Raw genomic sequence first — 13,085 nt, 5'->3', positions numbered from 1 at the left:
CTACCATTTTTGGCAGTCGGTTTTCTTAGGATTCAAGGTCATCTTGTACACGGTTGCGGTGGCGGAAAGAGATGACCATCATCATAAATGAACTAGCAACGAGAATAGCAGCAATCAAAGATAGATGGTGGTGGAAGGCTATCAGAAGAATGATGGTAGTGAATACTACAATAGCATACTGAAGCCAAACCATCTTATCCAGTTGATAAAGGTCCTGGTTGTAGCGACTGGTCATTAGGATTCCCAGATAGTAGAGGAAGTAGCCGATGAGTAGGAAGGGCAAACCAAAAGTGGCATGCTCACCAGGTAAGACTTCCACAGCAACTGTAAAGAAGTTGATGCCTAAAACCAGTACCATATGGGCATAGAGTAAGGTGGCTACATTTGTCTTTTGATGGTGATTGATATTGAGATAGGTTTGCGAAATGTAAAACATAAAGGAGAACGCCATTGCCAAGAAGAAGAGAACACTAGTGAGCAGATGCGTCTGAATTGGATAATTCTTCAAAATCGCAATGACCATTTCACCAAAGGTGATAATAGTAATCAGCTGGCAGCGTTCTACGATATGAGGAAAGTTCATCACATCATGGCTGAGTTTGTCTTTGAAAAAATAGGAAATGAAAAATGGAAGATAAAAAAGCAAGAGGCTCTTTTCATCATAGGTCCAGAAATTGAAGTAAATAGCTACCAAAGCCAAGAAAAATACCAGCAAATAAATCCCAAACATATAGAGACTATGCTTAATATCAGCCGTAAAACCGATTTTTCGCCCACGAAGGTAGTACTGCAAGCAAAGTAGCAAATAAGACAGGGTCAAAAAGATAGTAAAGGGCAGGGCTGTTGCTTCAAAATCATGACTAAAGGTTAGAGACAGTTGTCCCACTACAAACATAGAAGCGATGATAGTGAAAATATCCAACAAATCCCGTTCACCATATTTGTTGAGGTAAATCGTCTCATTAATCCACAAGGTCATAATAATCAGGTTAGCGGTGATAAAAGTTAGAATTTCCCTGAGACCGATATGGTCCCCGTGTAAGAGGCCAGTCAGTGAAGAAGTAGCTAATACAAAGACCAAGTCATAAAACAATTCATAGTTTGATACGCGTTTTGCGATAATTTCAGACATGTCAATCTCCTTTTCAAAAAATCTGAAATATTATACCATACGAAAAGGGAGGCTGTCATCTCCCTTTATTTCTTACAGTGTCCAGTCCAAGTCAGGTCCGACAGGAACAATACCTGTTGGGTTAATGGTTTTGTGGCTACCGTAGTAGTGCTGCTTGATATGGTCAAAGTCAACCGTCTCCGCAATACCAGAGTGGTTGTAAATCCGCTTGGTATAATCCCACAAGTTTGGATAGTCAACCAAGGCCTTGATATTGCATTTGAAATGCCCAAAGTAAACAGGGTCGAAACGCACCAAGGTGGTAAAGAGGCGAATATCAGCCTCGGTCAATTGATTTCCCACTAGATAGTCCCTGACAGCCAAATGTTCTTCTAGTTTGTCCAAGGCAGCAAAGAGATTGTTGACTTCTTTTTCATAGACTTTCTGATTGGTTGAAAAACCAGCCTTGTAGACACCGTTGTTGATGTTTGGATAGACAAAGTCATTCATGGCATCAATCTCAGCTTGCAAGTCTGCTGGATAATAATCATCCTGATTGCCCGTGATGTCATTGAAGGCGGTATTGAACATCCGCATAATCTCGGCAGACTCGTTGCTTACGATTGTATTGGTTTCTTTGTCCCAAAGAACTGGAACGGTGACACGTCCTGTATAGTGTGGGTCAGCTTTCAAATAGACCTGATAGAGATAATCGCTGTTAAAGAGGGTATCCTTGATAACACCAGGACCATCTTCAAATGTCCAGCCATTTTCTAACATGAGTGGATGAACGACAGACAAGGAAATATGGTCTTCCAAGCCCTTCAATTTTCGCATAATCAAGGTCCGACTAGCCCAAGGACAAGCCAGAGAAATATAGAGGTGGTAGCGACCAGACTCGGCCTTGAAACCGCCTTTTCCTGTCGGACCTGCTTGTCCATCTGGAGTAATCCAGTTGCGAAATTGTGTGACAGTACGGACAAATTTACCGCCTGTTGATTTGGTATCATACCACTGATCCACCCATTTGCCATCTTGTAAAAGTCCCATGAATTTTCTCCCTTACTGAAAAAATGGGAAATCCAATAGGATGATTGGATTTCCTTTGTAAAAAAATATATCACTAACTAGTATTATAAACCTTTTTCAAAAAGAGTCAAGCTATATGATTTGTGATACAATAGTCCCATGAGATTGGACAAATGTTTAGAAAAAGCCAAGATTGGCTCGCGTAAGCAAGTTAAAAAACTTTTCAAAGCTCAGCAAATCAAGATTAACGGACAAGCAGCTCAAAGCCTAAGCCAGATTGTTGACCCAGAGTTACAAACTATCCAAGTTTCGGGTAAAAAAGTTACCTTAGACGGTTCCGCCTATTATTTGCTCCATAAACCAGCAGGAGTCGTTTCTGCAGTGACAGACCAGGAGCATCAGACAGTCATCGACTTGATTTCTCCGCAAGACAGTAGGGAAGGTCTCTACCCAGTCGGTCGCCTGGACAGGGATACCGAAGGCCTAGTCCTCATTACCAACAATGGTCCGCTCGGTTATCGCATGCTCCATCCCAGCCACCATGTGGACAAGGTCTACTATGTGGAGGTAAATGGATGCTTGGCTGAGGATGCTTCAAAATTTTTTGCCTCAGGTGTTACCTTTTTGGACGGCACTCGTTGCCAGCCTGCAGATTTGACTGTCTTGGAGGCTTCTTTGGACCATAGCAGAGCGACCATCAAGCTGGCAGAAGGTAAGTTTCATCAGGTTAAGAAAATGTTTCTAGCCTATGGTGTCAAGGTCACTTATCTCAAGCGGATTTCCTTTGGTGGTTTCGAGTTGGGGGATTTGGAACGAGGTGCATACAGACAACTCACTCCAAATGAAATGGAACATTTATTCACTTATTTTGACTAGAGGAGGATATATAATGAGAATTTATGATTTTACAGTACAAAAACAAGATGGCACAGACCAGTCCATGGCTGAGTATCAAGGACAAGTTTTACTTATAGTCAATACAGCGCCAGGTTGTGGATTGGCACCTCAATACAAGGAATTGCAAGAACTCTATGATACTTATAAAGACAACGGTTTTGTCGTGCTAGATTTTCCTTGTAATCAATTTTTAAATCAGGCTCCCGGTTCTGCGGAAGACATCAATCAGATCTGTAGCTTGAATTATGGTACAACTTTTCCTCGTTTTGCTAAAATTGCTGTGAATGGATCTGAAGCTAGTCCGCTATATCGCTATCTTAAGAAAGAAAAATCGACCTTATTGGGAGGTCGAATTGAGTGGAATTTTACCAAGTTTTTGGTGGATAGACAAGGGCGTGTGGTCAAACGATATTTACCAACAACTAGTCCATTAAAACTTAAAGAGGATATTGAACTTTACCTAGAAAAATAACAAGAAGGCTGGAGTCATCTAGCCTTCTTGTTTTAGTAACCACAGAAAATAGGGAGCGCCGATAAGGGAGACTATGATGCCGGTTGGGATGCCTGTTCCGACAAGTAGTACTCGTCCTATGGTATCCGCTAGAAGTAGAATGAAGCTTCCTATTATCATAGTAGCTGGAATGATGATACGATGGTCATTTCCTAACCATTTGTGCACTATGTGACCAGCAATGAGACCAACGAAGGTGATATTACCAACTAAAATGACACTAAGAGAGGCTAGGGCGGTAGCCAATATCAAGGTAATCCGCCTTTCACGCTGTAAGTGGAGTCCCAAAGCCATGGCTGTCTGGTCGTTTAGATTCATAATATTGAGTGAGCGACTTCGACTAAACGTTGCCATCCACACCAATAGAAGAAGAGGAGTATAGATTGCGATAGTTTTCCAATCTCCACCATTTACTCGACCGCTGAGCCACTGGACAATGTATTCCATCTTAAAGTCATCTAATTGGCTGATGATGCTGACCATGATACCAGACAGCATGCTCGAAATTCCAACTCCCGTGATAATTAAGCGTGCAGGATGGATGCCGTACAGCTTCTTACGTGCAATCCAGTAAACTAGAAAAATGGTTAATCCACCGCCCATCATAGCAAATAGAGGCATGAGACTCAATAAGACAGGGCTGATTTTTGAAGAGAGACCGACAAATAGTGCCACAACAAGACCAGCTCCTGCGTTGATTCCTAATATTCCAGAATCTGCCAGAGGATTGCGGGTCAAAGTTTGTAGCAACAAACCCGCCAAAGCCAGAGAAGCCCCTCCGATAATGGAGGCGATTATTCTAGGTAAGCGAATTCGCCCAATAATCAGTAGAGTCGATGAACTGGCACGCCCACTCATGACGTCGATGAGATCCGAAAAGGATGAATTGCTATAGCCGATAGATAAGGAAAGTAGGAAAATGACAAATAAAAGGATTAGCAGGAATGTGAATATTTTTAGATAGTTGTGATGTCTTATCAAAAGTGTTTCTCCTTTCTAATCAACCATAGGAAGCAAGGGAGACCAATGATACTGATGACTGCGCTAATGGGAGTTTCAACAGGTGGATTGATAGAACGGCAAACCAAATCTACCCAGATGAGGAAACTAGCCCCTGCAAAGGCAGTTAATGGCAAGAGTAGCTTGTAATTTTTCCCTGTAAACATGCGGATAAAGTGAGGAATAATGAGCCCGATAAAAGAAAGCGAGCCCACAAGAGCTACCGCAGAAGCTGAGAGTAGAAGGACAATTCCCAACAAAACCAAGGTCATCAGTAGGGTTCGTTGACCTAGATTTTTAGCAACGGTTTCGTTGAGACTCAGGATGGTCAGCTGATGCGAAAAGAGTTGAGCAAGGATGAGGCCAATGATGATAAGAGGAGCGATGATGGCCAGCATCTTCCAGTTTACCTGTACCAATCCCCCTGCTTGCCAGCCAATCACTGCAGTTGATAAATCAAAGTAGATAGTAATAGCCTGACCAATAGCAGAAAATAGACTTGCTACCATGGCGCCAGATAAAATTAAACGTAGTTGATTGTAGCCTTTTTGCACCTGATAAGCTAGACCAAAGACTAGACCGGCTGCCAGACAGGAGCCCAGTAAACATATTAATAAAATTTGACTGTAGTGCAAACCACCGAACAGAGCATAGGCAACAATGAGAGCAAGTCCTGCTCCAGCATTGATTCCTAATAAGCCAGGATCGGCGATCGGATTGCGTGTAATTCCTTGCATCATTGCCCCAGCTTGGGCCATGGCAGCTCCCACCAAGATGGCGGCTACCATTCTAGGCAAGCGCAAATCGATGATAACATCCTGAGCGGAAGAATCTGTCAGTGGATGCGTTAGGGTTTCTATCAGTTGTTGGTGGCTATAAGAAATAGCTCCAAAGCGTAAACTAAGATAGACTCCAGCTATGAAAGAAAGACAGATGATGAAAAAAACAAGCCAAATATTCTTTGGCTTTGTTTTGGGATAACGAGAACTTACTAGTTTGTTCATATATCCAGTCCTTTTACTGAAGTTTTTGAATTTCTGAGACAAAGGCGTCAATTTGTAAATCTAAAGACATCGGATCGGAGAAGTAGAAGAGGTTATAGTCTATCTCGATGACGTGACCATTCTTTACAGCAGGTAGATTTTTCCAAATATCACTTTCTTTGAGAGAGGCAGCTGCTTCTTTTGTTTTATCATTGACGTTAACAAGGACATAGTCGCCAACATATTCTGGAAGAGCTTCTTGAGATACCCCAAACCAGCCTTCTTTATTGATGATGTCTTCTTGAACCTTTGCAGGAGCGGCAAAACCGAGAGCGCGATAGATTAATTCTCCACCACGACCAAAGTTATTACCATAAAGGAAGATATTCTTATCGAAGAAGTCCATGACGGTAAATGTTGAACTTGTATCAATCAATCCTTTCAATTCCTCTTTCGCAGTAGCAACTTTCTTATCCCATTGATCTAACCAGGCTTGTGCTTCCTTTTCTTTTCCAAAAATCTGACCAATATCTGTCAGCATTTTCAAGTAGTCACTCTTTCCATAAGTGATTTCAATAACTGGAGCAATTTCTTTCAGTGTTTCTAAGTTATCATCACCAGCAAATACTAGAATGACATCTGGCTTTTGTGCGGCAATCGCTTCTGTATCTGCCGTTGTCAATTGTGGAACATCCTTTAGTTTGTCTCCAAAGACGGGACTATTTTTCTCTAAATCTAGACTATAGCTAGATACATCAATTCCTAATTGTAAGAGATAGCCTGTGTAAGAGTAAGCAAAGTTGACAACTTTTTTAGGATTTTTTGGAATGTCACCGTGGTAAGTAATGCCTTCAATCTTTGGCATGCTAGACAATTCTACGTCTGTTGAAGAGGAAGAGGTAGAACAAGCTGTTAAGAAAAACAGCCCAACAAATAAACTAAAAATAGCTAAAAACTTTTTCATTTTTTCTCCTTATTATTTTTTTAAATCGTAAGTTAGCAAAATAGGGTAATCTTGACCAGCAACCTGCATCAATTGAGGTTCAATGCTAAAAATGTCCCTCAGTATCTCAGTTGTCATCATATTGGACACAGACCCATGGTAGCGAATATCTCCCTTTTTCATGGCAATCATATAATCTGAAAATCGAGCTGATAAATTAACATCGTGAAGGACCATCACAATGGTTTTCTGTCGGCTTTGATTCAGTTCTTTTAAAAGTTCTAAGACTTCCAATTGATGATTGAGATCAAGATAGGTTGTTGGTTCATCTAAGAAAATGGTATCCGTATCTTGGGCAAGTGCCATCGCAATCCAAACACGTTGCCTCTGACCACCTGATAAATCATCAACTGGTAACCTAGCGTAGGGAGCGGTCTGGGTGACTTCCAAGGCCCAGTTGATTTTCTCTCTATCCTGATCAGTGAGATGTCCCAGTCCATTTTGATGCGGAAAGCGACCATAGGAGACCAGTTCATAAACGGAAATCCCTTCTGTCGCTTCTAAGACCTGAGGGAGCAGGGCTAATTTTTTTGCAACTTCTTTGGTTGGTAGTTGTGAAATGGCTTGTCCATCTAAATAGATAGCCCCTTCTTGAACAGGGATAATCCTTGTCAACGCCTTAAGCAAGGTCGATTTTCCACAGCCATTGGCACCAATGATTGTCGTTATACTTCCTTTTGGAATACTTGTTGATAATTCATCAATAATAATCCGATTGTCGTAAGAGACTTGGATATTTTCCGCTTGAATCGAAGACACAAACTCCTCCTTACCAGAATATGATTCATTAATAATTTGTTCCGACCAGTATTATATCAAAAAAAATTACCAAAACAAAGAGTTTTCTGAAAATTTTAATTTAATGAGAATCGTTATAAAAAAGGGAGTGGGAAAGAACTCAACCATTCATAGAAGAGTTCGTTTTCCCACCCCCGCATAGCTCCAACAGTCAGAGTAGTGACTGTTGGAGGTTGGAAATGAAGCGAACTCTGTTCGCATCAGTCGTAATGGTTAGATTTGGAGTGTAAAACACGAATTGCTGAGATTTGCTTCGCAAATACTATCTCCAACCTTTAACAGTCCACTGGACTGTTAAAGCCAATCAACCACTGCGCTGAGATGTTGACACTAACTTTGAGAAGCGGTGCTGGGCTTTTTGCCCAGCCTCCGTATATTACAAATATTGTTTTGCTACTTCCAAATCACCGTCATAGGCGGCCTTTTCGCCGTTGACAATCTGGTAGGCATCAGCTCCCTTTCCAGCGATAATGACAGCATCTTGAGAAGAAGTCGTCTGGCTCATAGCTGTGCGAATGGCTTCTTCCCGGTCCAAGATAAAGTTACTTGGACGGGTCATGTGGGCACGGATTTGTTCAGCAATAGCAGCTGGATCTTCACGGTTAGGGTCATCAGCTGTCAGAATGACCTCAATCTGCGGATAGTCATTGAGCAGAAGACCGAAGTCTTTGCGGCGACTTTCTCCCTTGTTACCAGGAGCACCAAGGATTAGGATAACCTTGCCTGTCTGGTGCTCTAAGACGACATCAATCAGCTTCTTGACACTGTCGCCATTGTGGGCGTAGTCCACGAAGACCTTGGCTCCGTTTTGCTGGGTCAGGACTTCCATACGACCAGGGACATTGGTTTGGGCAATCCCTGTGTGAATATCTTCCAGACTTGCTCCCAAACGGAGACAGGCCAGTCCTGCTGCGATGGCATTTTCTTGGTTGAAGCCACCAATCAGCTGGATGTCGTAGTGGCCAGCTAATTTGCCGGTCGCTGTGAAGTCAAAACCTGCTGATTGGCTAATCTGGTTGTCAGAAGTCGGTCCATAAAAGTCATGGTCTTTGGAGCTGACTTGGTCTCTCACCACTTCAAAATGGTCCATTCCAGCATTGACAATGACTGCTCTGCTATTGTCCATCAAAAGCCGCTTGTGATCGAAATAGTCCTCAAAAGTCGGGTGCTCAATGGGGCCGATGTGGTCGGGGCTGATGTTGAGGAAGACACCGACATCAAAGGTCAGCCCGTAAACCCGCTTGACCAGATAGGCCTGGCTGGACACCTCCATAATCAAGTGGGTCATACCGTTCTTGACCGCCTCCGCCATCATGGCAAAGAGGTCCAGGCTTTCGGGCGTGGTCAGTGTGGACTTGAAGAAGGTCTTACCGTCCAGTGTGGTGTTCATGGTCGAAAGCATGGCAGGCTTGTGGCTCTGTTTGAGAATGTTAAAAGCAAAATAAGCCGCCGTTGTTTTACCCTTGGTGCCGGTGAAGGCCAGGAGTTTGAGCTGTTTCTGGGGATGACCATGAAATTCCATGGCAATCAGGCTCATAGCCTGCTTGATGTCGTGGACGATGATAGCAGGAATGCCGACCTCATAGTCGATTTCAGACACGTAAAAAGCCAGCCCAACCTCGATAGCCTTTTCCAGAAATTCCTTCTTAAAGGCCAAACCCTTGGCAAAAAAGAGGGTTGTTGGGCTAACCCTACGGCTGTCATAGCTGAGGGCGTCAAACTGGATATCCGTCCATGTGCTGTCAGTCTGGTTATTTTGCTTGATATGGCAGAAGTTAACATCCGCCTTCAATATTTCTAATACACGTTCAATTGTAATCATGCTTCTATTGTAAACCTATCGAGGATATTTGACAAGTCTGGGCTATGTAAATAGTGGGTATTTTGACCGTAAATTTGAATGAATATGACATTTCGTTCTGACGCAAATTTGTGCTATAATAGGAAAGATTGAAAAAGGAGAAGTTTATGTTTTATTCTTATCTACGAACACTATTAACATTCTTGTTGTGGGCCATCAATGGCAATATTCACTATCATGATAGAGAGAAGATTTTGCCACAGGAGGAAAATTATATTCTTATCGCTCCGCACAAAACCTTCTGGGATCCAGTCTTTCTTGGCTACGCAGCTGCTCCCAAGCAGTTCATCTTTATGGCCAAAAAAGAACTCTTCAAGGACCGCGGTTTTGGTTGGTGGATTTCAAAATGTGGAGCCTTTCCAATTGACCGTGACAATCCTGGCATGGCAGCCATCAAGTATCCAGTTAACATGTTGAAAAAAAGTGACCGTTCGCTGGTCATGTTTCCTTCTGGAAGTCGTCATTCATCTGAGCTAAAAGGTGGTGTGGCGGTCATTGCCAAGTCAGCCAAGGTCAAACTCATGCCAGCTACCTATGTGGGTCCCATGACTATCAAGGGGATCTTAGCTGGTGAGCGAATCGATGTGGCTTTTGGAAATCCTATCGATGTTTCGGACATCAAGCGTATGGATGATGCAGGTACAGCAGAAGTAACTAGCCGAATTGAAGCTGAATTCAAACGCTTAGATGAGCATGCAACTTCTTTCCAAACCAAGAAAAAACCAAATATTTTGACATATATCTATCGTATTCCTGTGCTCCTTCTGGTTGCCCTCATCCTAGGCTTGACCTACGTCTTTAGCTATATTGCTAGCTTCTTCTGGCAACCAAGCACCCAATTGGATAAAAAATAATATGATGAAACTCGCAGCTTGCGGGTTTTTTGTTTCTTTTGCGCACTATATAGGTGGAGGTAATTTATGGATACAATCAAAACTTATATAGAAATGCTTAAAGAATACAAGTGGCAAATTGCTCTGCCAGCAGTGGCTGGCTTGCTAATGGCGACGTTCTTAATATTCAGTCAACCAGCCAAGTCTGACCAGACAGGCCTGACTGATTTTTCACAGCCACAGCAAAGTTCAAGTAGTCAGGAGCAGCTTGAAGAAGTCAGTACAGAAGCAAGTGAAGAGCCTACCCAGCTGGTCGTTGATGTCAAAGGAGCGGTAGTAAAACCAGGACTGTACACCTTAGAAGCTGGTGCGCGTGTTAATGATGCAGTTGAAGTAGCTGGCGGCTTGACCAGTCAGGCAGACCCCAAGTCTATCAATCTGGCTCAGAAGCTCAGCGACGAAGCGGTGGTCTATGTGGCCAGCAAGGATGAAAATATCTCGGTGGTGGCCAGCACGACTACCAGCTCTGCTATGTCCCAAGAAGAAAAAAACACCAGTCTAGTCAATCTCAACACGGCGACCGAGACTGACCTGCAGACCATTTCGGGTATCGGTGCCAAGCGGGCGGCGGACATTATCGCCTATCGTGAGGCCAACGGTGGCTTCAAGTCGGTGGATGACCTCAACAATGTTTCGGGCATCGGCGACAAGACCATGGAAAGCATTCGACCTTATGTCACGGTTGAGTAAGCTCCCCTGCCAGCCCCTCCACCTAGCCATCTTAGCGGTGGCGGCCTACTTTGCAGTCCACTCTTTTTCCCTCTTGACAATAGGCCTGCTCAGTTTGTTGTTGCTGGTCTTTGGATTTCGGCAAGGTAAGGCAGTTTTCATCAAAACGCTGCCGCTTTTAGCCCTATGTGGTCTGTTTTTCGGATGCCAAAAGGTCCAATGGGAGTGGACAGACCAGTCAGCCCCAGAGCAAGTGGCGACTTTGCAGGTCATTCCAGATACCATTGAAGTCAACGGGGACAGCCTGTCCTTTCGCGGTCGGGCTGACGGACAAACCTATCAAGTTTTCTACAAATTAGCCAGTCAGGAGGAGCAGGCTTATTTTCAAGAGCTGACAGATTTGGTCCAGCTTGAAGTGGAAGCAGAGGTCAGCCTGCCAGCTGGTCAGCGGAATTTCAAGGGTTTTGATTATCAGGCCTATCTGAAAACACAGGGCATTTACCGAACAGTCAAGATAACTGCGATTAAGAAGATTGTCCCTGTCCAGTCATGGAATGTCTTTGACTGGCTATCAAGCTGGCGGAGGCAAGCCTTGGTCTATGTCAAAACCAATTTTCCGGCTCCCATGAGCCACTACATGACAGGGCTCTTGTTTGGGGACTTGGATAGTGAGTTTGACCAGATGAGTGATCTCTATTCTAGTTTAGGAATCATTCATCTCTTTGCCCTGTCTGGTATGCAGGTTGGATTTTTCATCGACAAGTTTCGCTGGATGTTACTGCGTTTGGGCTTGACCAAGGAAACGGTTGATAAATTACAAATTCCCTTTTCCTTTGTCTATGTGAGTTTGACAGGTTTTTCCGTATCGGTGGTGCGGTCCTTGGTCCAAAAAATTCTGGGTAATCTAGGCTTGCGGAAGTTGGATAATTTTGCGGTGACAGTCTTTGTCTGTCTGCTGATTTTGCCCCGATTTCTCTTGACAGCTGGTGGTGTCCTGACCTTTACCTATGCTTTTTTGCTGACAGTTTTTGATTTTGAAGACTTGGGGCAGGTCAAAAAGGCTGCGGTGGAGAGCCTCAGTATTTCGCTGGGAATTTTGCCGGTGCTTATGACCTATTTCTATGCCTTTCAGCCTTTGTCTATCCTCTTAACTTTTGTCTTTTCCTTTGTCTTTGATGTCCTGCTTTTGCCAGGTTTGTCGGTCATTTTTCTTTTGTCGCCAGTTGTCCAGATGACTTGGGTCAACGGATTTTTTGTCTTTATGGAGAAAATCATTGTCTGGGTGGCTGATTTGGGATTGCGGCCTTGGATACTGGGCAAGCCGTCTGGGGTAATTCTTGTTCTCTTGCTGGTCAGCCTTTTCTTGCTCTACGATTTCCACAGGAAAAAGAAATGGCTCTTAGGACTAATCTTGGTCCTTGCTCTGCTATTTTTCATCACTAAACACCCGCTGGAAAACGAGGTGACGGTGGTGGACATCGGGCAGGGGGACAGCATCTTTTTGCGGGATATGCGGGGGCGGACGGTCCTGATTGATGTGGGCGGACGAGTCGATTTCGCGGCCAAGGAAGCGTGGCAGGAGCGGTCTCGGCAGGCAAATGCAGAGCGGACTTTGATTCCCTATCTGCATAGTCGGGGTGTAGATAGGATTGATAGTCTAGTGCTGACCCACACAGATACAGACCATGTGGGCGATGTGCTGGAAGTGGCTAAGCAGGTGCAAATTGGTCGGATTGTCGTGTCGCCGGGAAGTCTGACGGTGCCTGACTTTGTAGCAACTCTGAAAAAAATCAATGTCCCAGTCCATGTGGTGAAAGTGGGCGACCGCTTGCCGATTTTTGACTCCTATCTGGAAGTCCTCTACCCAGATGGGACAGGAGACGGTGGCAATAATGATTCTATTGTTCTCTACGGTCGCTTGTTGGAAACCAACTTTCTCTTTACAGGAGATTTGGAGCAAGGGGAGTTGGACTTGATAGCAACCTATCCCAACCTGCCTGTCGATGTCCTCAAAGCCGGCCACCACGGCTCCAAAGGTTCTTCCTATCCTGAATTTCTAGACCATATCGGAGCCAAGATTGCTCTGGTATCAGCAGGAGAAAACAATCGTTACAAACACCCCCACCAAGAAACCTTGGAACGATTTGACAATCGGAATATCCAAGTCTATCGTACCGACCAGCAAGGAGCCATTCGCTTTCTAGGTTGGAGGGAGTGGCAAATTGAGACGGTGAGGGAATGATGATATGAAAAAAAGGATCTATAATTTCTACAGTGGATTTGCTCACTATAGAAATTATAGAGTCCTTTAAGGGAGTTGGGTGGCATAGG

General features: G+C 43.9%; 12 protein-coding genes. 5 read left to right on the top strand and 7 right to left on the bottom strand.

Translation table 11 applies throughout. The features are described from left to right. Positions 1 to 25: 25 nt before the first annotated feature. A complete protein-coding gene (locus K6969_RS08215) occupies positions 26 to 1,132 on the bottom strand; it encodes a low temperature requirement protein A (RefSeq protein WP_171942597.1) in 1,107 nt (368 codons plus the stop codon). 72 nt (positions 1,133 to 1,204) lie between these two features. Further along, positions 1,205 to 2,161: a glutathione S-transferase family protein gene (locus tag K6969_RS08210; RefSeq protein ID WP_171942596.1), complete on the bottom strand. Its 957-nt coding sequence runs from the start codon at positions 2,159 to 2,161 to the stop codon at positions 1,205 to 1,207. A 138-nt stretch (positions 2,162 to 2,299) separates the two neighbouring features. Here K6969_RS08210 and K6969_RS08205 point away from each other — a divergent pair, with 138 nt between their 5' ends. Beyond that, a complete protein-coding gene (locus K6969_RS08205) occupies positions 2,300 to 3,016 on the top strand; it encodes a pseudouridine synthase (protein WP_171942595.1) in 717 nt (238 codons plus the stop codon). 13 nt (positions 3,017 to 3,029) lie between these two features. Next, a complete protein-coding gene (locus K6969_RS08200) occupies positions 3,030 to 3,509 on the top strand; it encodes a glutathione peroxidase (protein WP_171942594.1) in 480 nt (159 codons plus the stop codon). An 18-nt stretch (positions 3,510 to 3,527) separates the two neighbouring features. Here the strand turns inward: K6969_RS08200 and K6969_RS08195 are convergent, their stop codons facing one another. From K6969_RS08195 to K6969_RS08175, 5 genes are all read right to left on the bottom strand, one after another. Further along, positions 3,528 to 4,529, bottom strand: a complete 1,002-nt coding sequence (locus tag K6969_RS08195) for a FecCD family ABC transporter permease (RefSeq protein ID WP_171942593.1) — start codon at positions 4,527 to 4,529, stop codon at positions 3,528 to 3,530. After that, positions 4,526 to 5,551, bottom strand: coding sequence for a FecCD family ABC transporter permease (locus tag K6969_RS08190; RefSeq protein ID WP_002941649.1), 1,026 nt, complete (start codon positions 5,549 to 5,551; stop codon positions 4,526 to 4,528). Before K6969_RS08190 ends, K6969_RS08195 begins: the two co-directional genes overlap by 4 nt. Positions 5,552 to 5,564: 13 nt before the next feature. Then, positions 5,565 to 6,494: an ABC transporter substrate-binding protein gene (locus K6969_RS08185; RefSeq protein WP_029178642.1), complete on the bottom strand. Its 930-nt coding sequence runs from the start codon at positions 6,492 to 6,494 to the stop codon at positions 5,565 to 5,567. A 12-nt stretch (positions 6,495 to 6,506) separates the two neighbouring features. Continuing rightward, entirely contained in the window at positions 6,507 to 7,292 is a 786-nt protein-coding gene (locus K6969_RS08180) for an ABC transporter ATP-binding protein (protein ID WP_171942592.1), read from the bottom strand. A gap of 415 nt (positions 7,293 to 7,707) precedes the next feature. Further along, positions 7,708 to 9,153 (bottom strand): UDP-N-acetylmuramoyl-L-alanyl-D-glutamate--L-lysine ligase, encoded by a 1,446-nt coding sequence (locus K6969_RS08175; protein ID WP_171942591.1) that lies wholly within the window; start codon positions 9,151 to 9,153, stop codon positions 7,708 to 7,710. A gap of 146 nt (positions 9,154 to 9,299) precedes the next feature. Between K6969_RS08175 and K6969_RS08170 the strand changes: the two genes are divergently transcribed. The 3 genes from K6969_RS08170 (at position 9,300) to K6969_RS08160 (ending at position 12,996) form a co-directional block, all read left to right on the top strand. Then, positions 9,300 to 10,046, top strand: coding sequence for a lysophospholipid acyltransferase family protein (locus K6969_RS08170; protein ID WP_171942590.1), 747 nt, complete (start codon positions 9,300 to 9,302; stop codon positions 10,044 to 10,046). 66 nt (positions 10,047 to 10,112) lie between these two features. Beyond that, the gene (locus tag K6969_RS08165; protein ID WP_024399058.1) at positions 10,113 to 10,775 is read left to right on the top strand and encodes a helix-hairpin-helix domain-containing protein; all 663 of its coding nucleotides are present in this window, start codon (positions 10,113 to 10,115) and stop codon (positions 10,773 to 10,775) included. Then, on the top strand, positions 10,759 to 12,996 hold the full coding sequence (locus K6969_RS08160; protein WP_171942589.1) for a DNA internalization-related competence protein ComEC/Rec2: 2,238 nt from the start codon (positions 10,759 to 10,761) through the stop codon (positions 12,994 to 12,996). Before K6969_RS08165 ends, K6969_RS08160 begins: the two co-directional genes overlap by 17 nt. The last annotated feature ends 89 nt before the right edge of the window (positions 12,997 to 13,085 follow it).

The sequence above is a fragment of the Streptococcus suis genome (assembly GCF_019856455.1).
Classification (GTDB): domain Bacteria; phylum Bacillota; class Bacilli; order Lactobacillales; family Streptococcaceae; genus Streptococcus; species Streptococcus suis_AE.
This window is presented reverse-complemented; position numbering and strand designations above follow the sequence as displayed.

Coding starts and splice junctions, on each gene's coding strand:
- K6969_RS08215 (WP_171942597.1), bottom strand. CDS start 1,132: ATGTCTGAAATTATCGCAAAACGCGTATCAAACTATGAATTGTTTTAT.
- K6969_RS08210 (WP_171942596.1), bottom strand. CDS start 2,161: ATGGGACTTTTACAAGATGGCAAATGGGTGGATCAGTGGTATGATACC.
- K6969_RS08205 (WP_171942595.1), top strand. CDS start 2,300: ATGAGATTGGACAAATGTTTAGAAAAAGCCAAGATTGGCTCGCGTAAG.
- K6969_RS08200 (WP_171942594.1), top strand. CDS start 3,030: ATGAGAATTTATGATTTTACAGTACAAAAACAAGATGGCACAGACCAG.
- K6969_RS08190 (WP_002941649.1), bottom strand. CDS start 5,551: ATGAACAAACTAGTAAGTTCTCGTTATCCCAAAACAAAGCCAAAGAAT.
- K6969_RS08185 (WP_029178642.1), bottom strand. CDS start 6,494: ATGAAAAAGTTTTTAGCTATTTTTAGTTTATTTGTTGGGCTGTTTTTC.
- K6969_RS08175 (WP_171942591.1), bottom strand. CDS start 9,153: ATGATTACAATTGAACGTGTATTAGAAATATTGAAGGCGGATGTTAAC.
- K6969_RS08170 (WP_171942590.1), top strand. CDS start 9,300: ATGTTTTATTCTTATCTACGAACACTATTAACATTCTTGTTGTGGGCC.
- K6969_RS08165 (WP_024399058.1), top strand. CDS start 10,113: ATGGATACAATCAAAACTTATATAGAAATGCTTAAAGAATACAAGTGG.
- K6969_RS08160 (WP_171942589.1), top strand. CDS start 10,759: ATGTCACGGTTGAGTAAGCTCCCCTGCCAGCCCCTCCACCTAGCCATC.